Below are 23,180 nucleotides of genomic sequence, written 5' to 3'. Positions count from 1 at the left end.
TGGTTGATGTGAATACTGTATATAGTATCGGCGTTGTTAAGGATTTAACGGATGATGAGTTATATCAAAAGCTCTATGAAAGTTGGGGAATAACCGACCGTAAGATTGATGTGTGGGGTGAGCTAAACATTAATGATATGGGTTCTTGGGCCGGGCTTCGTAATGCAAAAACACTTCAAGGCAATCAAAGAATAGAGTACCCATTGTCGGGTTCAAATGAATTGCAATCCGGTGTTTTTTTAAACCCTGCGATGGCCAAAGCCTTCTTGGGAAATGACAAAAAGGTCATGGTAGCGTGCCAGCTAGTTTTAGCTTCCCCAAGGCAAAGGGTAATCAAAAACAATCCATTTCTTCTTTCAGTAGATGAAAATACAGTCGAGCGTTTAACTGACTTAACAAGCGTTTTGTCTGAGTCTGAGCGCAAGAACATTGTTGCTGATTCAGAAAGTACACTCATACGCTCGGTTGTATATCAACATGAAATCAAGAGTTTGAAAGATCAAATCGAGTCAGAAACAGGTGCTTTAAAGCAGCTATTGCAAACCACAAAGACCAAAACCCACCAAGAGATTCAAAAGCTAGATGAGTCGAAAGAATTGAGTCAAAAAAAGGTCACTGAACTTGAAGAAGCTCTTAAACAACTTAACGTCGAAAATGAACAACTAAGTCAAGAAAAAGAAAGAGTTAGCGAAAGCATTGCTGAGAGTAAAGCTGAGTTGGAAATGGTGGTGGAACAGTATCGAAAAGTAGAGGAAACCATGGCGAAAAAAATAGATAAGCTCACTAAATTTATCGAAGAAAAAGCGGTGTTCCTAAAGACCTTTGAGTTTATTGATGAAGAGGACTTTGACAGCTTTATCGTTAACTCAGCTAAAGAGCGAGACACTGCTGAAATGGTAAGCTTTGGTGATGTTCTTGGACGAGATTATGGCAAGGCGGTTTCCTATATCCAATCTTATCTGAAAGAGCAGGACATTCTTTACCCTCGTCATATCATCGAGAATTATCTGACACTTATCCGCTCAAATGATTTAGTTATACTGGCAGGTGATTCAGGCTCTGGAAAAACTAACCTCGTACAATCATTTGCAAAAGCGGTAGGTGGCGTATCCAAGATCATTCCAGTGAAGCCTAACTGGACTAGCTCAGAAGACTTACTGGGTTACTACAATCCGCTTGAAAAAAAATACTTAGCTACGCCTTTTTTAGAAGCACTCATTGAAGCTCAGCAAAACTCGGAAGTACCATACTTTATCTGCTTGGATGAAATGAACTTGGCTCGGGTGGAGTACTATTTTGCTGACTTCTTATCAAAACTGGAAGACAGAGATAATACTCCTACAATACAGCTTTACTCCGATGATGAATCCGCACACGTTTTGTCTGAGTTAAAAGCAGTGGTATCTATCATTTCGGACGCTAAAGCTAAATATGATCAAGATGGTGTAGTGGACTTCGTTAAGCTAATGCAAGATGAAGCCGTTAATACTGAAATGAAACGCGCATTTGGGTTTAGCGAAAAAGACTCTCTGATCAAATACCACGGTGACATCAGACGTATGTTGGCAGGTGTTCTCGGCACGCCTTCGTCGATCACGATTCCAGCGAACGTAAGAATTATTGGTGCTATCAACATCGACGAAACCACGCATTACCTATCACCTAAAATACTAGATCGAACCCATATCATGAAGTTTAAAAGCCCATTACTGACTGACTGGAATAAGATTTTTGAAGAAATTGAAGGCTATGATCTTGATGATGTATCTAAACCTTTGTTCATGGATGTTGAGGCGTTAGGACAAAGGGCTTCTTACCCTAAATTTGACCGCAATAATGATTTTTGCCAACTCTTTGTCGAACTGAATGAACAGTTTTTCGACCGATTAGGTGTAGAGTTTGGTATGCGAACGATTCGCCAAGGTCTTAACTATTTAGACCTATTTTCGGACGTGAACGACAACACAGAACAAGCCATTAATAACTTCATTATTCATAAAGTCCTCCCTAAGTTTACTTTTGATGGCAATAAACTATCGGGTGATACTCAAAAAATCGATCTAATCGAAAAGGTGTTATTGGATAAGTTAGTAGAAGTGGTTCCAAGCTATGAGTCAATAGCCGAAGAGTTCTCATGCGTAGCAGCGCTGCGTTCTATCATTGAGAATGCTAAAGCGAATGATGGTGTTGTGAACTACTGGGCTTAACGATGCTTCCAAAGTTTGAAATCAAGTATATTGATGTTCAGTGGCATGATAAAAACACGGTTTTGAAGGTTGTTGAATCCTATCTACCGCTACCAATTAATTATGATGACGCCCAGAAAAGCTATACCTGTACGACGACCATATATCCCAAAGCTGAGGGGATAAGGTTAGGCCAGATAGCGTTTCGGTATTTAGACGATTGCACCAAAGTCCCGCATTTTGAAAAAGCGGATGGCACTCGGGTTCAACTTAAGAAGATCAAAGATAAAGATTCAGGAAAGACTTGGTGGATAGAAGCAATAAGTTGGAAGTCAGAGGTCAAGCAGTGGACTAGAACGCTCCACAGGACTGCAGGTTCCGTCAAAGTTGGTCTGGGTGGTCAAAGCTGCACGATTCATATTGGCTCCTCTGAATTTACTGCAGAACAATTAAATCGGTATTTATCCGACTTTAAAAGTGATCTGTGGGAGCTTATCCTAGATGAGCAAAGCTATGTTACTGCAAAGGCAAAAAGAGTCGAAGAGGGCGGCGTTGATGAAGAAACTCTTAAGTTGGTATCTAATCTACTGTCGCACGCGGAGAATATAACAAAGAAGACTAAATCTGAGCTCCGAGAAGTACAGGCTTTGAAGCCAAGAAAATTGGTGAAACCTGTTAATCGCACTTTTATGGAGTTGGCGACGAAAGGATTCAGTAAAGAGCTGACAAGCAGGGCGACGACACCAAGTTTTAATATTCCTGAAAATCGTTATGTTTTGTTTGTTCTTCAGAGACTCTATAGCATATTGAAGCAATTGGTAACGATTTCTCAGAGCAAGGTTAGTCGTTTTGAAGGCATGACGATGAAGCTCACCTCAAGGCTCAACGACTTTAGTGGCGAAAAATCGATTAATAAGGATTTGGTCAGAAAACACCTTGAACAAATCAAGAAAACCTATGATTTAGAATATCTAAATTCGCAGTTACAGACTAAGCTTTCGAGTAAAAAAATACAGAGCACTTGTCCTGTCAAATACGCCAACAAATGGTTAATTAAGATTGGTGCGGCTTCTAAATACTACCCTAATACTTACTTTTTGAGCATTAGGGTTGATAGTAGAGCACAGTGGTTTAGCTCTGATGGTACGGTGCAGCAAGTATTTATAAAGTTTGCAGATAGCTCATATGCAGAGCTGTTTGAGAAAGGTCTCGAGTATGAGGTTTATACAGATATGTATGAGCCATCAAATTACGGAAGTAAGTACTTTTATACTCTTAACCAATTATCGAGTGTAAAAGTCGTTGGCGGTGAAGAATTAAGCAAAAGGCGTGAAAAATTTACAGAAGAACGTAAGAAAGCTTTAGAGCTGCATAAACAAGACTGGCTCAAGGCGCTAACACCCAAAGAGTTAGCTGAGCAGGAAAGAGAAAAGCGATCAGTTCAAATTCAACTTGCTTATTTTCAGCAAAATAGGGCAAAAGTTGAGCGTGTATATGAGCAGTTAGCTCCCAAACTTGCGAAGTTTAAATCAGTCATAAGAAAACTCGAAAAAATGGGCGTTAAACCGTCAACAACGTTCCCTAATTCAATGACTTTCGTGCAAAATCCTGATTATCAAGCGATGCACTCAGGTTATAAAAAGATACGTGAACTAACCAACTTAACAGATGAAGATTTATTGCTATCACTTGAAAAAGTGGAAGAGATTGGTTTAGTGAACATGCCACTTCTTTATGAACGATGGTGTCTACTGCAAATTATCAAGGTGCTGGTCCAAAACTACCATTATCAGCCTGATGATGAGTGGAAACGGAGGTTGCTGCATATTGTTTTGAAACACAAACATAGTAAGCCGCTGAGTTTCAATCATGAGCCATTGAAACGAAAGGTTCTGCTAAGGTATGAACCTTTACTGGATAATGGTCGAACTCCTGATTTCGTCATGGATGTGGACTTTGAGACTAAAGATGGTATCACTAAAAACAGACGTTTGGTGATGGACGCCAAATTTTATTCTGATGACATTATTAATATTAACGGTGGAATATCAGGGATTGTGCATAACCTTTACCACAAAAAAGACTACAGCGAAGGTGATAAAAATGCAGTTTTCATACTTCACCCAACCAAAGGTGCGATCAGCGACATAGTGTCTCCTCAAGACTGGGGTGAAGTGAGCTATCTTGGTGAGTTGTCAATGTTTGATTGGGATAAGACGCCTCGCCATTTATACCATCGATATGGAGCTGTTTGTGCTAACCCTGTATTAAGGCTTCGCTATTTAGATGAAATCCAAAGGATGATAGGTATGTTTCTTCAGTATGGCATTGAAGACAATGCTTTAGCTGGACGCCCTGATGATGTTGAGTCTGTGAACTTTTGTATTTCGTGTGGCTCTCATGAATTAACAAAGAAAGTCAAGACAACGAGTAATTCTCGTTCAGCATGGTACGAGTGTGATACGTGTAAACACTTTACGGTATATAACCACTGCCATTCGTGTGACACCAGGCTGGTTAAAAACGGAGATTATTGGTCTTATCACTCTCAAATGGCTATGGAGCCACTAAATATAAAGTGCCCTTCTTGCGAAAGCTTAGTGTAACAACCAGCCGTACAGCATTGTTGCATCGTCTAAAACCCTCGCTATCTTGAATCAATGGGATGTGGGGGATTTTTCAAACTAATCGAGTGAGTAAAATAAAATGTTTTTATTGTGACTCGACGGGATTAGTTGTTGCTCAAAGCTTAAAAGGGGCCTTTCTGATTTTGCTAGAAAATTTTAACTGGCAATACTCACTAATTCCGCTGTCATATCAAGGATGTATCACAAACCTAAGAGTATAATCGAATACTATTACCATTCGTTATGCTGTATGTGTAGGCTGTGTCTGATAATGCAATTGTCAACTTCTAGCTCTTTATTGTGAATGGTAATCGGCACGAAATGGTAAGTACTTTTCAACAAGCCAATTAATCTACACTAAAGTCATCACAACAGGTCTTTCCATGAATAAGTTGAGTAATCCAAGCCGTAATATAAATCAATTTGTCTACGATTTTTCTCGTTACGATTATGCTGACAAGCATATTGAAAATAAGACTATTCAACGGGTTAAAGAAATCACTCAAAATGCTAGCTCAGATGACGGAATAAAAGAAATTCAGTTGGAGCTGCTATGGAAAGGGTTGAAAAGATCAAACGAGTCAACCAAGGCTCAACGACCTACTCCTAAAACTGAAGCAAAGCTGAAGTCTAAGAGTGCTCTAAGAAAAGAAAAGAAAGCTAAGAAAAAGCAAGATGCGGTTGTTAAAGCGAAGCTAAAACCATCGAATACGACTGGCAGAGCTCTAACTCCTTCTATCTCAAAATCAAACAAAGACAGTTGGTCAAATGCTCCGTCGTGGAGTGAGGTAAAAAGAAAAACTCAGCAAAACATTGATGCTAGATCCAAAATGGACTTGGTAGATCGCCTTCCGAGTAGCGTTATAAAAGCGGAAAGTAGCACCCCAAAAATAGACTCAAAAACACCGATTAACCCTGAACTTGTTTCAGATTTGATGAAATACGGTGTGAGCTGTGATTGGCTCTCGACGGAAGAAGGTGAGCAGTTACAACTCCAACAAATAGGATGTTCATCTAATTTTATATTTATCTCCGGCAATAGCTCTTCGCAAAAGCTAGAAGTGCTAACACGGGCTTTTAATCTATTTACGTATAAAAGCAACTACACAGGCGAAAAAGAGCAAAAAATTGCTTTAGAGAAAGTGATTAACTTTATGTGGTCTGTTCAAGTTAAAAGGAACCCGCTTAAGCAGAAAATTAAAGTACCTAATCAAATAAAAAAGAAACGTTTTTCGTTTGTATCTACCCCATCACTACTGCACTCGCAGTTTGGTTGGGATAATTTATCAGCTATAGAAAAAGCCAACCTGATTATTGAACTCCGCTATCGTTTGGGGTTCGTGAAGACTAAAGAGCCTCTAAAATTTGGTTTAGTACAGCCAACAATCTTTGAGCAGCTACTAGAAGAGCGGCCTCACATTTCGGCAGACCACCAACCACCTGAAAAAAAACATGAAAATAATACAGCCCATAAAGAGAGTGATGTGCTTTGGCACAGTGATGGTGGGCCTAGTTGTGAATTTGAATTGTCTACTCGACAAGAGTTTGCTATTGAAAGCAGTTCGGAAGAAGATAAAGAACAAGAGAAGCTGAGCGAAAGGACTGGCTCTGATGAAAATGTTGCACATCATTCAGCTGAAAGTGAGTTGAAAGTTCGAACTGAACTTATTGGAAAGTCGTTCCGATGGCCGTCGACAATAGCATTTGAAGCTGACGGTTCACTTCCCGAAGTACAGTGGCCTCAAATCGGTGTTCTCAAGGCCGTCGGTTATACAGTGGGAGCTCAAGGGCTACCACAAACAGAGCGCCGCTCCATTCTCAAGAATGTCTACATGCAGACACTTCCTTATGTTGATAGCCGTTCTTATATGAATGAATGGGGGGAACCATCGTCTTCTGAACGCTTGAAGAAAATGGCTGAGACGTTGGCGTCTCTGACGAAGGGAGCAAAACGTAAGACTCAAGCGAATATGAATCAAGCGATTCGAGATTGGGAAAGTGACCTTGCGTGGTTGAAAGAACAGTATTATTTAGAGCACAAATATGTATGGGTTTGGCCTCGTTCAGGGAATATTGATGAACCAGATACAGAGCTTGTGGCTAAAGAAAAACGGTACCAGTCATCGCGAGATTTTTTGATAGAGCAGTATACTAACAAAGCTAACGAATTATGTTGTCAAATCTGCCAATCTGCTTTGCCGTTCAAGCTTGAAAGCGGTGAGTACTTCTGGGAAGAAATACCTGTCACTAAATCAATTAACTCCAGTCCTTATAGTGATTTAATTTTATGCCCAAATCATAGAGCGATGTACCTCCATACCAACTCTAAACCAAATCAGTTACTAGAGAATCTAGGTGACAGTTTTTCTAAAAAACTATCGATTGAACTTGCTTCTGAACAAGTGTCAATTTTTGTCACTGAATTACACCAAAAGAAGCTTCGTTTAGCTAAGGAATTGATGCCTCGTACGAAGTCTTCTTCTTGTTTGTTCGATTTTTCTAATATACCCCAAGGCTTACAGGGAGTTAAAAAGCTATACCTTTACGAAAAACAAGGTAGTTGGGTTGTTAGTAGCAGAGCAAAGGTCATTGCTACTTTGACATCAAAATCAGAGGCTAAGAAATGGCTTGCTTGTTTTGATGAGCATCGGGGAGTTACATCCACGATAACTGAAAAAGTGCCAACACCTAAATCAAAGAAAACTCATCAACCTAAATTGAAGGCTGGATCATCTTTGTCTGTAGCAGGCGTAAGATTTGGAACGGTTAAAAAAACAGAACCACAAAGCTCTTACAAAACGGGCTTCACCACTTGTAGTAATTGCCGTGGTGATGGTGGTATTAATGGTGGTTGTTGGAAGTGTGGTGGTTCAGGTTGGATGTAATGGAAGGTATTAAACTTGTTTAAAAGTGGCACAACGAAGACTACTGTAATTGGTTATGTAAACCGTAATAACCAGAAAAATCATGGTACGAGGTTTGTGAATGGTAATGACCATTACCAAGTTTCATACAAACTCGAATGTCTTGAATCTGGGTGCGGTGTTGTTTACGGCGCCAATGGGACTGATGTATTTCAAAGAAAGTGCCCTAAATGCCAAGGTGGTAAACCTGGAATTGATTTCTAGTCACAATTTGGCTCCATAGAATTTGAATTATTGGGATTAACGGCAATACTAAAACTTAGAAATTCTAAGTTTTAGTGGTGGCATGTGAAAACGGACATTCAACTTTACCCTGACGAATCGCTCGAAAGCTTCTTGTTGCGCTTATCGCAAGAGCAAGGTTACGAGCGATTTTCTCATTTCGCCGAAAATATCTGGTTTGACACGTTGAATCAGCATGAAGCGATTGCTGGTGCTTTCCCCTTAGAGCTCAATCGCGTCAATATCTACCACGCTCAAACCACAAGCCAAATGCGAGTAAGGGTTCTTATCCATCTTGAGAACCAATTAAAGCTCATTAACTTTGGCGTACTTCGCTTAGCGTTATCACATTCAAAAGCTCAATTTTCTCCGCAATACAAAGCTGTACATAGATTCGGGGTTGATTACCCTTATGCTTTTCTTCGCAAACGCTTCACGCCTATTTGCCCTCTGTGCATTGACGAAGCCCCCTACATTCGTCAGCAGTGGCAATTTATCTCTCACCAAGTTTGTGAACACCATGGCTGTAAACTGGTTCATCACTGTCCTGAGTGTAAGTCGAGACTTGAATACCAAAGTACCGATAGTATTAACCAATGTGAATGTGGTTTTGAACTCCGAAACTCGCCAGTAGAGGATGCGCCAGAGGCTGAGATATTGGTCGCTCGATGGTTGTCAGGAAATGATTCAAAACCCTTGGGGTTGTTAACGGGGGAAATGACGTTATCCGAGCGCTATGGCTTTTTACTTTGGTATGTAAATCGCTATGGTGATATCGATGACCTCAGTTTTGAGTCATTTGTTGAATATTGTTGCGCTTGGCCAACGGCACTGTGGCAAGACCTCGATGCCTTGAAAGAGAAGGCAGAACTTGTTCGAGTAAAAGATTGGAAGAAGATGTTTTTCAATGAAGCCTTTGACGCTCTGCTTAAAGATTGTCGTCAGTTACCTAGTCGGCAGTTGAGTCACAATACCGTACTGACTCAGGTGTTAGCTTACTTTGCTCAGCTCATGGCAACAGTTCCTTCAAGCGCGAAAGGAAATATCGGTGATGTACTGCTCAGCCCCTTTGAAGCTTCTACATTGCTTTCTTGTACAACAGACGAGGTATATCGGTTGTATGAGTTTGGTGAGATCAAAGCCGCGATCAGGCCGAGAATACATACAAAGATAGCGAGTCACGAATCAGCGTTTACTCTGAGAAGTGTCATCGAAACAAAGCTGACTCGAATGAGCTCTGAAAGTGATGGTTTAAGTTTATATCTACCTGAGTGGTAATTATGACGAAATTAAGTAGCTTATTGGCAATTGATGACGAAGCAGTAAAGCAGGTTACGCTAAAGAAAATGTTCATGCCCTATACGGAAGATGTCTGTGTTGAAGGGTTTGAAAAAGAGGCATTAACGATCTTGCTCAATCTCAGTTCAAGCCATCAAGCGGATAGGTGCTCGGATTGGCTAGATTTAGCTCGTGCTAAAAGGCATTTAAAAGCGGCTGAGAACTTAGAAGCTTCCCTTGATGAAATCAAATGGTTCCACACTCATAATCTCAAGTTTCCAGACTGCCGAGTTAAAGATCAGCGGATAGTCGCGCAGCCTCGTACGACAACCGAGGTATTCATTTCAAGCGGAGTATTAGAGCAGCGCTTGGGGTGGGCACATAACTCTGCGGTGTATCGTCACACATTGTGGTTATTGAATCCTTTTAGTTGGCAATCACAGCCAGTATGTATTCTTTCACTTATCACGCAAGAAAATCCTATTTGGCTCGAACTACTTAAAGAGTTTGGTTTAGGCGCTAAGTCACTTGCTCGCTTAAAACACACAATTGAAGAGCAGCTCCCTGAATATCATTTTCCCAATAGTGTCAGCACTTATAGCAAGCAACTACGGTTTCCATGGGGGGATGATTATGTTTCGGTGACCCCAGTGGTTAGTCATGCCATGCAGAGCGAGTTAGAAGTGAGAGCGAGAAGTCGAGAAAGTAAGCTTCGCTTTATGTCTTCGTCACTGCCAAATTCTGCAAGTATCGGGAACTTGTGTGGCAGTTTAGGTGGGCATATGAAAGCTCTTAACTACCCGTTAGACGTTAAACCAGCGAGAGGTGGAACGTTACCTGAAAGTTGCAAAAAGAGTGGTCACTACTTTGATGATTATCAGGTAACTAATGCCAAAATTTGTCAGGTATTAAATCATCTAATTGGTTCTGAGCCATCAAAAACACAAAAGCAGAGGGAGAGTGCTCGTAAGGTTAGAAGTAAGATTTTGCGAAAGCAGATAGCTTTGTGGATGCTCCCATTAATAGAGTTAAGAGATATCGGTGATGCTGACCCTAATCAACAGCAATTGGAACATGATGACACTTTAGCTCAAGCCTTTTTGACGCTACCAGAATCGGACCTAGGCTCCTTAGCTAGTGAGTTTAATCGCCGCTTACATCTCGTGTTTCAAAATAACAAATATGCCGCCAAGTTTGCCTATCACCCTAAGCTTATGCAGATCGTCAAAGCCCAAATCATATGGATCCTCGAACAAATCAGTAAACCAAATGGCAATGAAGATAAGGTAACGGGTGAGCAGTATATCTATTTGTCATCAATGAGAGTGCAAGATGCTGTAGCGATGAGCAGCCCTTACTTGTGTGGTGCACCCTCTATGACGGCTGTTTGGGGTTTTATGCACCGCTACCAAAGAGAGTTTAATAAGTTAGTTAATTGTGACTCCCTGTTTGAGTTTTCGAGTTTCTCTTTTTATATCCGAAGTGAGAACATTCAACCGACCGCGAAGCTTACCGAGCCTAACTCGGTCGCTAAAGCTAGAACGGTTTCAAACGCGAAACGACCTACCATTCGTAGTGAACGATTGGCGGACCTAGAAATAGACTTAGTTATTAGAGTTCATAGTGAAAGCCGAATTTCAGATTTTAAGGCCGCGCTTAAAACGGCACTTCCCGTTGCTTTCGCCGGAGGGGCGTTATACCAACCACAGCTCTCGACGCAGATTGAGTGGCTAAGGACGTTTACCAGTAGGAGCGAGCTTTTCCATGTCATAAAAGGTTTGCCAGCCTACGGGCGATGGTTATATCCAAGTGAGAACCAGCCGAGTGACTTTGATGACCTAGAGCATTTAATAACGAAAGATGCTGATAATTTGCCAGTTTCTATTGGCTACCATTTGTTAGAACGTCCGACTAAACGGTGCAACTCGATCACCGATCGTCACGCCTATGCAGAAAATGCGATAGGGTTAGCTAAGAAAGTGAACCCGATAGAAGTACGTTTTAGTGGAAGAGATCACTTTTTCAATCATGCCTTTTGGTCGATAGAATGCAGTAGCGAAACTATTCTTATAAAAAACTATAGGGATTAATCGTTTATGGAACTTTGCACTCAGCTGAACTACGTTCGATCACTCTCTGCTGGCAAAGCATATTTCTACTATCTATCTAAAAGTGGTGAGATGTGCCCCCTTGAAATTGATAGAACTAGGTTGCGCGCACCAAAAGGTGGTTATGCAGAAGCATATAAAGGGGGCAAGTTCGTAGAAAAGAATGTTGCTCCACAAGATTTAGCTTACTCCAATCCTCAGTTCATCGAAGAGTGTTATGTAAAACCTGGTGTTGATGATATCTACTGTGCATTCCCCCTTCGAATTCGAGCCAACTCTCTAACTCCAGATACCTGTAGTGATGATGAAGTGCGTTCTAAACTTTCGTTACTTGCTAAAACATATGAAGAGCTCAATGGGTATCAGGAACTTGCTCTTAGATACGCGAAGAACATTCTGCTTGGTACTTGGCTTTGGAGAAACAGAGAGTGTCGAAGATTGTCGATAGAATTGACCACCAGTGATTCACAAACCTTGATTGTAGAAAACGCAACAAGGCTTTCTTGGTATGGTTATTGGGATGAAGCTTCAGCAGAATGCCTAGAAAAACTTACAGCTTATTTGATGCGAGCCCTATCTGACCCGACCGAATATTTCTACATGGATGTCAAAGCTAAAATTGGAGTTGGTTGGGGGGATGAGGTTTACCCAAGCCAAGAGTTCTTGGATGATCGAGAAGATGGTGCTCCTACTAAGCAGTTAGCTACCGTAGAATTATTGAACGGAAAAGAAACTGCTGCTTTTCATGGTCAGAAAATTGGTGCAGCGTTGCAATCGATTGACGATTGGTGGCATGAAGAAGCAGATAAGCCATTAAGAGTGAATGAGTATGGAGCTGACCGAGAGTACGTTATAGCACGGCGACATGTTTCCTATGGAAATGACTTTTACCAGTTAGTCAGAAATACAGAGAATTGGATTGAGACAATGACAGCTTCTCAGACCATCCCAAATGACGTGCACTTTATTATGTCGGTCTTGAGCAAGGGTGGTCTCTTCAATTGTTCCAAAGCGAAGTAAGGATGATTATGACGAAGCGTTACTACTTCTGTATACGTTATACCCCTGTTCAAGCCGACTATGAACTGTTAGCAGGGCGTTGTATCTCTCAAATGCACTTGTTTATGGTCAATAACCGACAATCCATCAATAAAATAGGCGTGAGTTTTCCCGACTGGAGTGATGTTACGGTTGGTCAAACCATCGCCTTTGTGGCTGAAGATAAAGAGATGATGATTGGACTCTCTTTTCAGCCCTATTTTTCTTTGATGGTAAATGAAGGTTTATTTGAGATCTCCAGTGTATTTGAGGTGCCAGATAATGCGATAGAGGTGAGGTTTACCCGCAATCAAACGATTGGGAAAAGTTTTCTGGGTTCCAAGAAACGAAGAATCAAACGTAGCATGGCGAGAGCCGAACTATCTGGTGTTGAACCATCGTTACCAGCCACTAATGAAGAGCGTGTCGTCGATAGCTTCCATCGAATACCAATCTCCAGCGCTTCATCTGGGGAAGATTATATTTTGTTTGTACAAAAAGAGCTTGTGAGTGAGCGCGGTGCAGCAAACTTTAATAGCTACGGTTTAGCCACCAATCAAGAAAGAAAAGGCACGGTACCAGAGTTACGTGTTTGACCCTTTTTCTAAAGCTCTTTTTTAGAGATTCAAAAACAATGAGTTACAGATGCAAGAAGAAAAAGGGTATTTTGGTGAATTGTGACGTTAAGCATGCAGAATCAGATGGTTATAGACTATACTCTACAGTCTCCTGCCGCATAGGCAGCTAAGAATTCGTCGTCAAAGAGTTCAATGAAATCGTTTTTGTGTCCTGCCGCATAGGCAGCTAAGAATTAATTTGCCGACACTGAGCACTAATGAAGCAGGTGTCCTGCCGCATAGGCAGCTAAGAATAGGTCAGGAAGAAAGCAACCGACCTGCTGAATAAGCAGTTAATAAAAACCATCGAGTTTAGGCTTGGTGGTTTTTTTGTTTGTTTATAATCGGCTTTATTCATTTAATTTTGTGCTAGAAAAATTACAGCTAGCACGTTTCTGCCCCATTATGAGTTGCAATTGCATAAGAGCACACTTGGTCCGACTTTCTTGTGAAAGGGGGGAGCTATACTTCTTTATAAGTAATTAAATCTAGACCTTGTGTTATGACCTCAATGCCCTAATCTAATAGGAAGTAACTTCGTAAGTGCGAAACCAAAAAACGAATAAAGGCTATAAAAACAAATGGTTATGATTATTTTTGGGTTTGCTATCTACTTTTTTACTAAATTCAGGTAACATTGAAGTATCTAAGGGGGAGTATATAGGATGAACATAGCTGATAGAGTACGTAGAAACATTAAAAAGCTTGAAGAAGGTCGAGTGTTTCTAGCTGGTGACTTGCCTACATATAAGGAGGATAAGTCAGCGACAAATAAGGCTCTGAATTATTACATCCATAGCGACAAATACATGAGTATTTATGGTCGTGTTAGTAAAATCGCAGATGGCGTTTTTTATAAAGAGAAAGTTGGTAGATTTGGTGTAATCCCGCCATCTAATGACGCTCTGATAAACGCGCTTATTTATAGCGGAAAGAAGCAAGTTGGTTACGTGGGCGGCGAGAAGTTGTTTAATATGACAGGTTTGACTACGCAAGTACCTTCTAAAATTTTGATAATCACCTCAAAACAAGCTCCAGCAAAAATTTATTCCTCTGGTCTATATATAGAGGTTAAGAAAAAGAAAACTTCTCTTACAAAGCTAGATATTAAGTCCAAAGAATTTAGTTTTATTCTGAATCATATCGATGAAGTACAATCTTTGGAAAAAGAAAATCTTGTAGATCACCTTAGTGATTACTTGGAGTATTTTTTAAGCAATAAAAGAGCTTTCAACAACCTGTATTCGAACCTGAAATATAAAAAGAACAAGGCATTTTTAGGTGCTATAATCCAAGATTACGATGAACTAAATGATGAATTTAGCTATTCAGAGTACCTTGCTAAGATTAAATCAGATCTTAGCGATAATAGTAAATATAAGGTGGGACGATTAAAATATGCAACTACCCACTTTGAAAATTGGAATCTAATTACGTGAATCTACATGAGTCAAAGGACGATTTTTTAGAAATAATTTCTCACACGTCAGCACATTTTTCCCTGCCTCAGGCATACATTGAAAAAGACTATTTTCTAACTCGATGCTTGTATCACCTTTCGTCACACGGCAGCGCAAAACACGTAGTGTTCAAAGGTGGTACTTCTCTTTCAAAAGTATATAAGGCTTTATATCGATTTTCTGAAGACATAGACCTTGCTTTACTTCCCGAAGATGGCTGGAGTAAAAATAAGCAGTCTAGAGTGTTAAAACAACTCTTTAAGTGTGCCGCTCAAGGGTTAGAGGATGCTCCTGGTAATAAGTTAGCAACAGGTTCTCACTACAAGGCGAAACGATTTATTTTTCCTAGGGCTTTTCAAGAAGAAAGTCTTGGTGAAGTAACTGATACTATTTTGCTTGAGTGCAACGCCTACACAACACCTACTCCATATGTTAACAAGCAAATTAGAAGTTTAGTTGCTCAATGGGCAATTGACACCCAGCAACATGAAGTTATCGAAGAGTTTAAATTACAAGATTTTCACTTTCAGGTGCTATGTTGGAAAAGAACTTTCTGTGAAAAACTATTAGGTTTGATGGCTGCCGCAGATCGTGGGGAACTGGCAGATAAAGTAAGGCATTTTTATGATATCACTCTGTTGCTACGCCACGAAGATATCCAGGATTTTGTAAACGATGACGATGACTTTTTCACTCTAATGTCACTTGCAGTTAAGAGTGATATTGATCATGCTGGAGACCGTAAACTTGTTTGGCTACGTGAAGATCTCGGAACAAATCCTCCATTTAGTAGTTTTGAGAAATGTTGGCCTGAAATTGAACCCGCATACAGTGGCGCATTTCAGAAGATGATTACAAAAGATGAACACACTCCGCAATACGATGAAATGGACAGCTCATTGAATTTAATTAAAGAGAGACTTTGTGCTTTTTCTTCAACGGATTTGTACCGCAATCTAATTAGTTAATAAAAAGGCTCCTTGCGGTACCTTTTTACATCATGTATCTAAGTGCCTTTACATATTTTGTGAAACTAACAAGTCCTAGTATCCGGTCCCGCTGGGACTGGAGCTCGCTATTCGCTTCCGCTGACGAAAGCTAGCTCACTTTTGTCCAAAAGTTTGTTACATGCATGCCTACTATGTCTCTCGAGAGACTGATTGGAGTGTGGTAATTTTACAACGTTGAGTTTAAGTAGTTAGTCAAATATGCAGGCTTTTGATGCAATCTTATGCGAACTTATGTTGCAAATAGTTTCGTAAGTATCTGAAAGCCCGTTTGGGCTATGCGAACTTATGTTGCAAGCATCACTTTAAAAGCCTCGCTTATACAGCGAGGCTTTTTCGTTTCTGCGCTGTAAAACACTCTCTTAGATCTTCTCCCATTCTCTCAACTGGCTATTAGTCAGGCTGGTGGCTTCCCGCGACTCATAACTAAATTTGTACGCAGTGTTCAACCGTGTCTCTTGTGATTTCTCTTTGTTGCTAACTTGAATAAATATGCTGTTTGTATAATTCGAATGTGATGCATTTTGGCTAGCTAAATTTGGTCATCCTCTGTTAGCAATTTTTCTATCTTCCCTTGCAAATCTTTTCGGATAGTTTGCATTTTTGTCACGCTTGTTAGCCACTCATAATAAAACTATTGTGTAGAAAAATTACACTTTTCGGGAAAAATGAAGTGTTTTTTCAGTCTAATCGGGGTCTTATTCATGTTTATTTACACTTAATTGATCTTTTGTATGACAAAATAAAATTGAGATTGATTGGGGTCAAAGATTCGTCCGCATTCGCTATCTGCCTATCTGAAAGTTAATTACAAGTATTCATCGATTCGGGTAGGTTATTTTTACTCGCTGGCATAACACTGAATAGATTCTTGATAAATATTCAAAGTGAAAATAAACGGTGCAACGGTGACTAGCGAGGCGATTTAACTCAATTCTATTCAGCGAATGCTTTTTATCAGTTTGAAATTGTACTGATGTCGCTTGAATGCTTTTTGGAGACCCCCATGACTAAAAAGTGGTTTACTGAGTCGGTTGAAGAAACACTGACTCAATTAAATGTATCAACTGAGCAAGGTTTGACTTCGGAAGAAGTAGAGCAGCGTCAGGCTGAACACGGCAAAAACGAGCTACAAGAGCAAGAAGGCAAATCTGCCCTTGAGCTATTCCTACACCAATTTAAGAACCCATTGATCTTCATTCTGGGTATTGGTGCGATTGTTTCCTTCTTTACTGGTCACCTTGTGGATGCGATTGCCATCACTGTGATCATCTTCATCAATGCCATCATCGCATTTTGGCAAGAGTTTAAAGCTCAGAAGGGCATGGAAGCGCTGCGCGAAATGGCAGCCCCAACGGCACAAGTTCGTCGTAATGGCGAATGGATTGATGTGTTGGCACGTGACATTGTGCCGGGTGACATTCTAAAGATTAATACGGGCGATATCCTTGCTGCGGACGTGCGCATCATTGAAGCAAACCGTCTTGCGGTAGATGAAGCCGCGCTTACTGGTGAGTCTGAGCCGGTTGATAAAATCGTTAAGGTGATTGAAGACGAAACCGTCGGCCTTGGTGATCAGCGTAATTTGGGCTTTATGACCACGATTGTGACCACTGGTACAGGCTTGGGTGTGGTTGTCAGCACAGGCATGAAGACCGAAGTTGGCCACATCGCGGACATGATGGCAAACACTGAAGAAACCAAAACACCAATGCAAGAGCGTATGGATACCATCGCAAAAACCTTAATGGTTGCGGCTTTGGGTGTGGTGGCTGTGGTTTGTGGTATCGGCCTTTACCACGGTATGCCTTGGCTGGAAATCCTCAACACGGGTATTTCGTTGTCGGTAGCGGCGATTCCAGAAGGTCTGCCAACAGTTATCTCAATTGTGTTGACGATGGGCTCAACGCGCATGGTGAAGAACAACGCATTGGCGAAGCAGCTTTCTGCAATTGAGACGCTGGGTTCAACCACGGTTATCTGTTCAGATAAAACCGGTACGCTGACACAAAACCAAATGCAGGTAATGAAAGCGTACGACGCAAGTGGTCGTTACTGGGAAGTGTCAGGCAAAGGCTTTAGCCCTGAAGGTGAATTCAAACCTCTAGGCCACACGGTTGATGCAAAGCAAAGCCCAGAGATGATGAAAGGCTTAGTGGTTGCGACCCTATGTAATGATGCGGAATACATCAAAAATGGCGATAACTCGTCTGTGCGTGGTAACCCAACCGAAGGCGCATTGATTGTTGCAGCGGCAAAAGCGGGTCTGGAGCAATCAGACATGCTATCGACAGGCGGTTACTCTATCGTTGAGAAGTTCCCGTTTGATTCTGCTCGTAAGATGGCATCAGTGATTGTTAAAGGACCGGATGGTAAGCACTTCCTTGCTATTAAAGGTGCGCCAGATGTGGTGTTACGCAATGCCTCTGGCTTTATGGTCGATGGTGGTGAGTTACCTACGGCACCAACGATGTCGACAGGCAGCTTAGCGTTAGCGGCAAGCCCTGCAGAAGAGGTGATTGCGAACTACGAAGCGGCAATTCAGGATTTTGCAGAGCAAGCGCTTCGCACTTTGGCAGTAGGTTATAAAGAGCTGACGGAAGATGATCTCAAGCGTGAGCCTGCTGAGCTAGAGAAAGATGTGACCGTACTTGGTTTGTACGGAATCATGGACCCTCCACGTCCAGAAGTTCGCGACGCAGTAGAGAGCTGTTACAACGCAGGCGTTCGCACGGTGATGATCACTGGTGACCACGCACTTACTGCAGCGGCAATTGCACGTGAAATCGGCATTATCCGCAGTGAAAAAGACTTGGTCATTACGGGCGCACAACTGGATGAGATGGATGATGAGGCACTACGTAAAATCTGTCCGGAAGTTGCCGTCTTTGCTCGTGTAACACCAGAACACAAGCTGCGCATTGTTCAGGCTCAGCAACACAACAATGAAGTGGCAGCGATGACAGGTGACGGCGTGAACGACGCGCCAGCTCTTCGTCGTGCGGACATCGGTGTTGCAATGGGTATCACCGGTACATCGGTAGCCAAAGACTCGGGCGATTTGATTCTACTGGATGACAATTTCAGCACGATCGTAAAAGCAGTACGCCAAGGTCGTCAGATCTTCGATAACTTGCGTAAGTTTATTCGCCAAGCATTGACGGCGAACGTGGGCGAAGTATCGGTTATCTTGTTCGCCTTCTTGATGATGGGACCAGAAGCGATTCTGCCACTTACGCCGCTAATGATTCTATGGATCAACCTAGTCTCTGACGGTCTGCCTGCGCTGGCACTGGGTGTAGAACCTGAAGAGAAAGATCTGATGGAGCGTAAGCCGCGTAAGCGTAACGAAAGCTTCTTCAGCGACCATCTGGGTACTCGTATTGTGACGCGTGGTTTGGCATTAGGCGGCATGAGCTACTTGGCGTTCAACTGGGCACTAAGCAGCGGTCAAAGCGCGCAGTATGCACAAACGATGGCGTTCGCAATGCTGATTTTTGCTCAGCTATGGCACTTGTTCGATTCGCGCAGTTTTAGTTCGCTATACCGCAAGAACCCGTTCACCAACAAATACCTCTTGGGCGCAGTAGCATTATCGGCGACGCTGTCTCTTGGCGTGATTTACACCGGTCTTGGTCAGTTGATCTTTAACACAGAGGCACTAAGTGCTGGTCACCTATTTGGTGTGATTCTTGTGTCTTCGCTGCCGACATTCATTTTGTCTGGTATTAAAGAGATGACGAAAACCAAAGTTGTTTAAGAATGGTGGTGTCGATTCTTTCAGCATAGGGAAGCGACAGATACCTAAAGCCCGCCGAGAGTGATAGCTTGGCGGGCTTTTCTTTTCTCTCAAGCAAGGCATCTCTTTAGCTGTGCGAAGGTTTACTCTATAATCCCCCCGTTTTCATCTGGTACTTCACCAACTTTCATCTGGGATATTTTCATGATTTCAAAAAACCAACTAAAACTGCTGCGTGCTTTAGGTCAAAAGAAGCAGCGTAAAGCGCACGGCTTATTTCTGGTTCAAGGTGAAAAGAACGTACTGGAATTGGCGAACAGCTCACTCATGGTAAAGCAGATTTTTGCGACTGCTGAGTTTCTAGAGCAGCACAACCAAGAACTAAATGGCTTCGAGTGTATTGAAGCGTCACTAGATGACTTAACTAAAGCAAGTACGCTGGTGAGCAACAATGCAGCCATTGCTGTGGTTGAAATTCCAAACGTAACAGTGCCTCAGGCAAAAGGCTTGATGATCGCATTGGATGGCGTTTCTGATCCAGGCAACCTAGGTACGATCATTCGCGTAGCAGATTGGTACGGTATCAAGCACATCATCGCGAGCACAGATTGTGCCGATCCATACAACCCAAAAACCATCAGTGCAACCATGGGCAGCTTTGGTCGTGTTCAAGTGAGCCTAGTAGACCTACCAAGTTACTTGGAAGATGCAAACTTGCCAGTGTATGGTGCTTTCCTTGAAGGCGAGAGTGTGCACAAGACGGAATTCTCAGCAGAAGGTATTTTGTTGATGGGCAGCGAATCTCATGGTGTGCGTGAAGCGGCATCGAAGTTTGTGACCGACAAGATTACCATTCCAGCGTTTGGCGGTGCAGAGTCTCTAAACGTGGCAATGGCGACAGGTATTATTCTGGACAACATGCGTCGTCAAAACAGCTAATCGCCTCAACGAATCATAGATACAAAAAAAGCGTAACGAGCCAGACTTTTTCAAGTTGAGGTTCATTACGCTTTTTTCGTTTTAATGCGCTTATTTTTCTAGCATGTCCAACTTGTTTGGCACGCCGTTCCACTTTTCCGCTTCATCCATTGCTGGCTTCACTTCAGTTTGTACCGGCCAGATTTCTGCAAGTTCTGCGTTGAGCTCTTTGTAGATCACTTGATCTTCTGGCAGCTCGTCTTCTTGGAAGATGGCAGCTGCGGCACATTCGTCCACGCACAAGCCACAGTCGATGCACTCAATCGGGTTGATTACCATAAAGTTTGGGCCTTCGTGGAAGGCATCAGCAGGGCATACCGCGACACAGTCAGTGTATTTACATTGGATACAGTTATCGGTTACGACAAACGCCATGATAATCAGCTCTTAAGTTAGTCAAAATTGAAGAATGGGGATAATACTCATCCCAAGGCAAAATTCAACATTCGCTACGTTAATTCCGCCGCGCAACTTGGATTTAGTATGACAGACAAATCAATTTCTCGTAAAATGCGCGCCATTGTGAGCTGACTGCTTTTTCACCCTCGATATTAACGAGGAGAAAATAGTAGTTCTGGCTAAGACACCTACCATAACGAGACATCACATGATTCGTATTAATGAAATTAAACTTCCTCTTGATCATGAGGAAGGCGCGCTATTGGACGCGATTACTAAAAAGCTTGGCATTGCTGCTGAGAAAGTTATCTCTTTTAATGTCTTTAGACGCGGCTACGATGCTCGTAAGAAAACTAATATTCATCTTATCTACACGCTAGACATCATCGTTGAAGGTGATGAAGAAGCGTTGCTAGCGAAATTCGAAAAAGATCCGCACGTTCGCCAAACACCAGATATGGAATACAAATTTGTTGCGAAAGCACCAGAGAACCTAACAGAACGCCCAGTGGTGATCGGTTTTGGTCCTTGTGGTCTGTTTGCGGGTTTGGTTTTGGCTCAAATGGGTTTTAACCCAATCATCGTTGAGCGTGGTAAAGAAGTGCGTGAGCGTACTAAAGACACGTTCGGCTTTTGGCGTAAACGCACACTAAACCCAGAATCAAACGTACAGTTTGGTGAGGGCGGCGCAGGTACTTTCTCTGACGGTAAGCTTTACAGCCAAGTGAAAGATCCAAATTTCTACGGTCGTAAAGTGATCACTGAGTTTGTTGCAGCTGGCGCACCAGAAGAAATTCTATACGTAAGTAAGCCGCACATCGGTACCTTTAAACTGGTTACCATGATCGAGAAGATGCGCTCGAAAATCATCGAGTTAGGTGGTGAGATCCACTTTAGCACTCGTGTTGACGATCTACATATGGAAGATGGCCAAATCACAGGCGTAACGCTATCAAACGGTGAAGAGATCAAATCTCGTCACGTTGTTCTAGCGGTAGGTCACAGTGCTCGTGATACCTTTGAAATGCTGCACGACCGCGGCGTTTACATGGAAGCGAAGCCGTTTTCTGTTGGTTTCCGTATCGAACATAAACAAGCGATGATCGACGAAGCGCGTTTTGGTCCAAGTGCAGGTCACCCAATTCTTGGAGCAGCGGACTATAAACTGGTTCACCATTGTAAGAATGGTCGTACGGTTTATAGCTTCTGTATGTGTCCTGGCGGTACTGTTGTTGCTGCGACTTCTGAAGAAGGTCGTGTAGTAACAAACGGTATGAGCCAATATTCACGTGCAGAGCGTAACGCGAACAGCGCAATCGTAGTGGGCATTTCTCCAGAAGTTGACTACCCGGGTGATCCTCTGGCGGGTATCCGTTTCCAACGTGAACTAGAATCGGGCGCTTACACACTCGGCGGTGAGAACTACGACGCACCAGCACAGAAAATTGGTGACTTCCTGAAAGGTCGCGATCCAAGTGCATTGGGTGATGTTGAACCATCGTTTACACCTGGCATCAAACTGACTGATCTTTCTAAGGCGCTTCCACCGTTTGCAATCGAAGCGATTCGTGAAGCGATTCCAGCATTCGATCGTAAGATCAAAGGCTTTGCTTCTGAAGACGGCCTACTAACTGGTGTTGAGACGCGTACGTCTTCTCCAGTTTGCATCAAGCGTGGTAAAGACTTCCAAAGTATTAATCTGAAAGGTTTCTTCCCAGCGGGCGAAGGTGCAGGTTACGCAGGGGGTATTCTTTCTGCGGGTATTGATGGAATTAAAGTCGCCGAAGCGGTTGCTCGTGATATCGTTGAAACAATGCAAAATGCATAATTTCAGCAGATAATAGTTTGTCGAAAGCCAGCCCAATTTGAGGCTGGCTTTTTTGTGCGTGATGCATAGCTAATTAACCTAACCCCTTTTTCTTTTCCGAGTTTAAGCCTGTTTGTTTTCAGTTTGTTCCTTATTTCATCGCATTCTGTCAGATCTTTCCGTGCGGGTGGAGTACAACATAAATATGCAACTGATCTTTCATTGCTCTATCTTATGAATCTATTGTGACTGTGATTAATAGACAACGCCTATAAATAAAATTGCCATTTTCCATTTAGTAAAATCAAGAAATTAGACGACACTTATCTTAAAGGCAGCAAAAATGTGCCGCTAAGGAGATAAGAATGCACTCACTAAAAGTAAAAGATTACATGACGTTGCAAGCGGTGACTTTCACCAAAAACATGTCGCTCACAGCGGCTTTGGATAAGGTGATGCAAAGTGTTACTCTAGGTGGTCCCGTTATCGACGAAAACGAGAAAGTCATTGGATTCCTTTCTGAACAAGACCTTTTAGACAAACTCGTTAAAGCCAGTTACCACTGTCAGGATACCCACACAGTAGAAGAGTGCATGCACGAAGATGCACTGTCTGTGTCACCAGAAATGTCCATCATCGAACTAGCAGATATGATGAAGGTGGGGAAACCGAAAATGTACCCAGTGGTGGATGATAAAGATAAGCTTGTCGGTGTAATTACTCGCCGTGATGTATTGAGGGCTATCGGGAAGACGCTAAACGAATGTTTCAAACATCCTGTTTAAAGCCA

14 protein-coding genes are annotated in these 23,180 nt (G+C 42.2%); 13 read left to right on the top strand and 1 reads right to left on the bottom strand.

The window, feature by feature from the left end:
- Nucleotides 1-8: 8 nt before the first annotated feature.
- The 11 genes from C1S74_RS05825 to C1S74_RS05770 all read left to right on the top strand — a co-directional run bounded on the left by C1S74_RS05825 (nt 9) and on the right by C1S74_RS05770 (nt 20,145).
- A complete protein-coding gene (locus C1S74_RS05825; RefSeq protein WP_045403640.1) occupies nt 9-2,207 on the top strand; it encodes an McrB family protein in 2,199 nt (732 codons plus the stop codon).
- A 2-nt stretch (nt 2,208-2,209) separates the two neighbouring features.
- Nucleotides 2,210-4,792: a nuclease domain-containing protein gene (locus C1S74_RS05820; RefSeq protein ID WP_045403588.1), complete on the top strand. Its 2,583-nt coding sequence runs from the start codon at nt 2,210-2,212 to the stop codon at nt 4,790-4,792.
- A 404-nt stretch (nt 4,793-5,196) separates the two neighbouring features.
- Complete coding sequence (locus tag C1S74_RS05815; RefSeq protein WP_045403591.1) at nt 5,197-7,698, top strand: hypothetical protein; 2,502 nt, start codon at nt 5,197-5,199, stop codon at nt 7,696-7,698.
- Between the two features lie 327 nt (nt 7,699-8,025).
- Nucleotides 8,026-9,237, top strand: coding sequence for a TniQ family protein (locus C1S74_RS05805; protein WP_045403594.1), 1,212 nt, complete (start codon nt 8,026-8,028; stop codon nt 9,235-9,237).
- Between the two features lie 2 nt (nt 9,238-9,239).
- Nucleotides 9,240-11,327 (top strand): type I-F CRISPR-associated protein Csy2, encoded by a 2,088-nt coding sequence (locus C1S74_RS05800; RefSeq protein WP_045403595.1) that lies wholly within the window; start codon nt 9,240-9,242, stop codon nt 11,325-11,327.
- Between the two features lie 6 nt (nt 11,328-11,333).
- Nucleotides 11,334-12,365 carry a type I-F CRISPR-associated protein Csy3 gene (csy3, locus tag C1S74_RS05795; RefSeq protein WP_045403596.1) on the top strand — a complete coding sequence of 344 codons (1,032 nt, stop codon included), beginning with the start codon at nt 11,334-11,336 and terminating at the stop codon, nt 12,363-12,365.
- Nucleotides 12,366-12,373: 8 nt separating this feature from the next.
- Entirely contained in the window at nt 12,374-12,979 is a 606-nt protein-coding gene (gene cas6f / locus C1S74_RS05790; RefSeq protein WP_045403641.1) for a type I-F CRISPR-associated endoribonuclease Cas6/Csy4, read from the top strand.
- A gap of 686 nt (nt 12,980-13,665) precedes the next feature.
- On the top strand, nt 13,666-14,439 hold the full coding sequence (locus tag C1S74_RS05785; RefSeq protein WP_045403597.1) for a DUF6088 family protein: 774 nt from the start codon (nt 13,666-13,668) through the stop codon (nt 14,437-14,439).
- A complete protein-coding gene (locus C1S74_RS05780; protein WP_045403598.1) occupies nt 14,436-15,428 on the top strand; it encodes a nucleotidyl transferase AbiEii/AbiGii toxin family protein in 993 nt (330 codons plus the stop codon). Before C1S74_RS05785 ends, C1S74_RS05780 begins: the two co-directional genes overlap by 4 nt.
- Nucleotides 15,429-16,473: 1,045 nt before the next feature.
- A complete protein-coding gene (locus C1S74_RS05775; RefSeq protein ID WP_045403599.1) occupies nt 16,474-19,227 on the top strand; it encodes a cation-translocating P-type ATPase in 2,754 nt (917 codons plus the stop codon).
- 183 nt (nt 19,228-19,410) lie between these two features.
- Complete coding sequence (locus C1S74_RS05770; protein WP_045403600.1) at nt 19,411-20,145, top strand: RNA methyltransferase; 735 nt, start codon at nt 19,411-19,413, stop codon at nt 20,143-20,145.
- Nucleotides 20,146-20,235: 90 nt separating this feature from the next.
- On the opposite strand, the gene fdxA is transcribed toward C1S74_RS05770, so the two are convergent.
- Nucleotides 20,236-20,559: a ferredoxin FdxA gene (gene fdxA, locus C1S74_RS05765; RefSeq protein WP_005431654.1), complete on the bottom strand. Its 324-nt coding sequence runs from the start codon at nt 20,557-20,559 to the stop codon at nt 20,236-20,238.
- A gap of 232 nt (nt 20,560-20,791) precedes the next feature.
- On the opposite strand from fdxA, the gene C1S74_RS05760 reads away from it, so the two are divergent.
- On the top strand, nt 20,792-22,411 hold the full coding sequence (locus C1S74_RS05760; protein ID WP_045403602.1) for an NAD(P)/FAD-dependent oxidoreductase: 1,620 nt from the start codon (nt 20,792-20,794) through the stop codon (nt 22,409-22,411).
- A 344-nt stretch (nt 22,412-22,755) separates the two neighbouring features.
- Nucleotides 22,756-23,175, top strand: coding sequence for a CBS domain-containing protein (locus tag C1S74_RS05755; protein ID WP_038866642.1), 420 nt, complete (start codon nt 22,756-22,758; stop codon nt 23,173-23,175).
- Nucleotides 23,176-23,180: the final 5 nt, after the last annotated feature.

It is taken from the genome of Vibrio hyugaensis, assembly GCF_002906655.1.
GTDB lineage: Bacteria > Pseudomonadota > Gammaproteobacteria > Enterobacterales > Vibrionaceae > Vibrio > Vibrio hyugaensis.
The sequence above is the reverse complement of the archived record's forward strand: the minus strand, read 5'-3'. Positions and strand labels throughout refer to the sequence as shown.

Bases quoted from the DNA above. Each gene is read 5' to 3' on its own strand.
- C1S74_RS05820 (WP_045403588.1), top strand. From the start codon at position 2,210: ATGCTTCCAAAGTTTGAAATCAAGTATATTGATGTTCAGTGGCATGAT.
- C1S74_RS05815 (WP_045403591.1), top strand. From the start codon at position 5,197: ATGAATAAGTTGAGTAATCCAAGCCGTAATATAAATCAATTTGTCTAC.
- C1S74_RS05800 (WP_045403595.1), top strand. From the start codon at position 9,240: ATGACGAAATTAAGTAGCTTATTGGCAATTGATGACGAAGCAGTAAAG.
- csy3 (WP_045403596.1), top strand. From the start codon at position 11,334: ATGGAACTTTGCACTCAGCTGAACTACGTTCGATCACTCTCTGCTGGC.
- cas6f (WP_045403641.1), top strand. From the start codon at position 12,374: ATGACGAAGCGTTACTACTTCTGTATACGTTATACCCCTGTTCAAGCC.
- C1S74_RS05785 (WP_045403597.1), top strand. From the start codon at position 13,666: ATGAACATAGCTGATAGAGTACGTAGAAACATTAAAAAGCTTGAAGAA.
- C1S74_RS05775 (WP_045403599.1), top strand. From the start codon at position 16,474: ATGACTAAAAAGTGGTTTACTGAGTCGGTTGAAGAAACACTGACTCAA.
- C1S74_RS05770 (WP_045403600.1), top strand. From the start codon at position 19,411: ATGATTTCAAAAAACCAACTAAAACTGCTGCGTGCTTTAGGTCAAAAG.
- fdxA (WP_005431654.1), bottom strand. From the start codon at position 20,559: ATGGCGTTTGTCGTAACCGATAACTGTATCCAATGTAAATACACTGAC.
- C1S74_RS05760 (WP_045403602.1), top strand. From the start codon at position 20,792: ATGATTCGTATTAATGAAATTAAACTTCCTCTTGATCATGAGGAAGGC.
- C1S74_RS05755 (WP_038866642.1), top strand. From the start codon at position 22,756: ATGCACTCACTAAAAGTAAAAGATTACATGACGTTGCAAGCGGTGACT.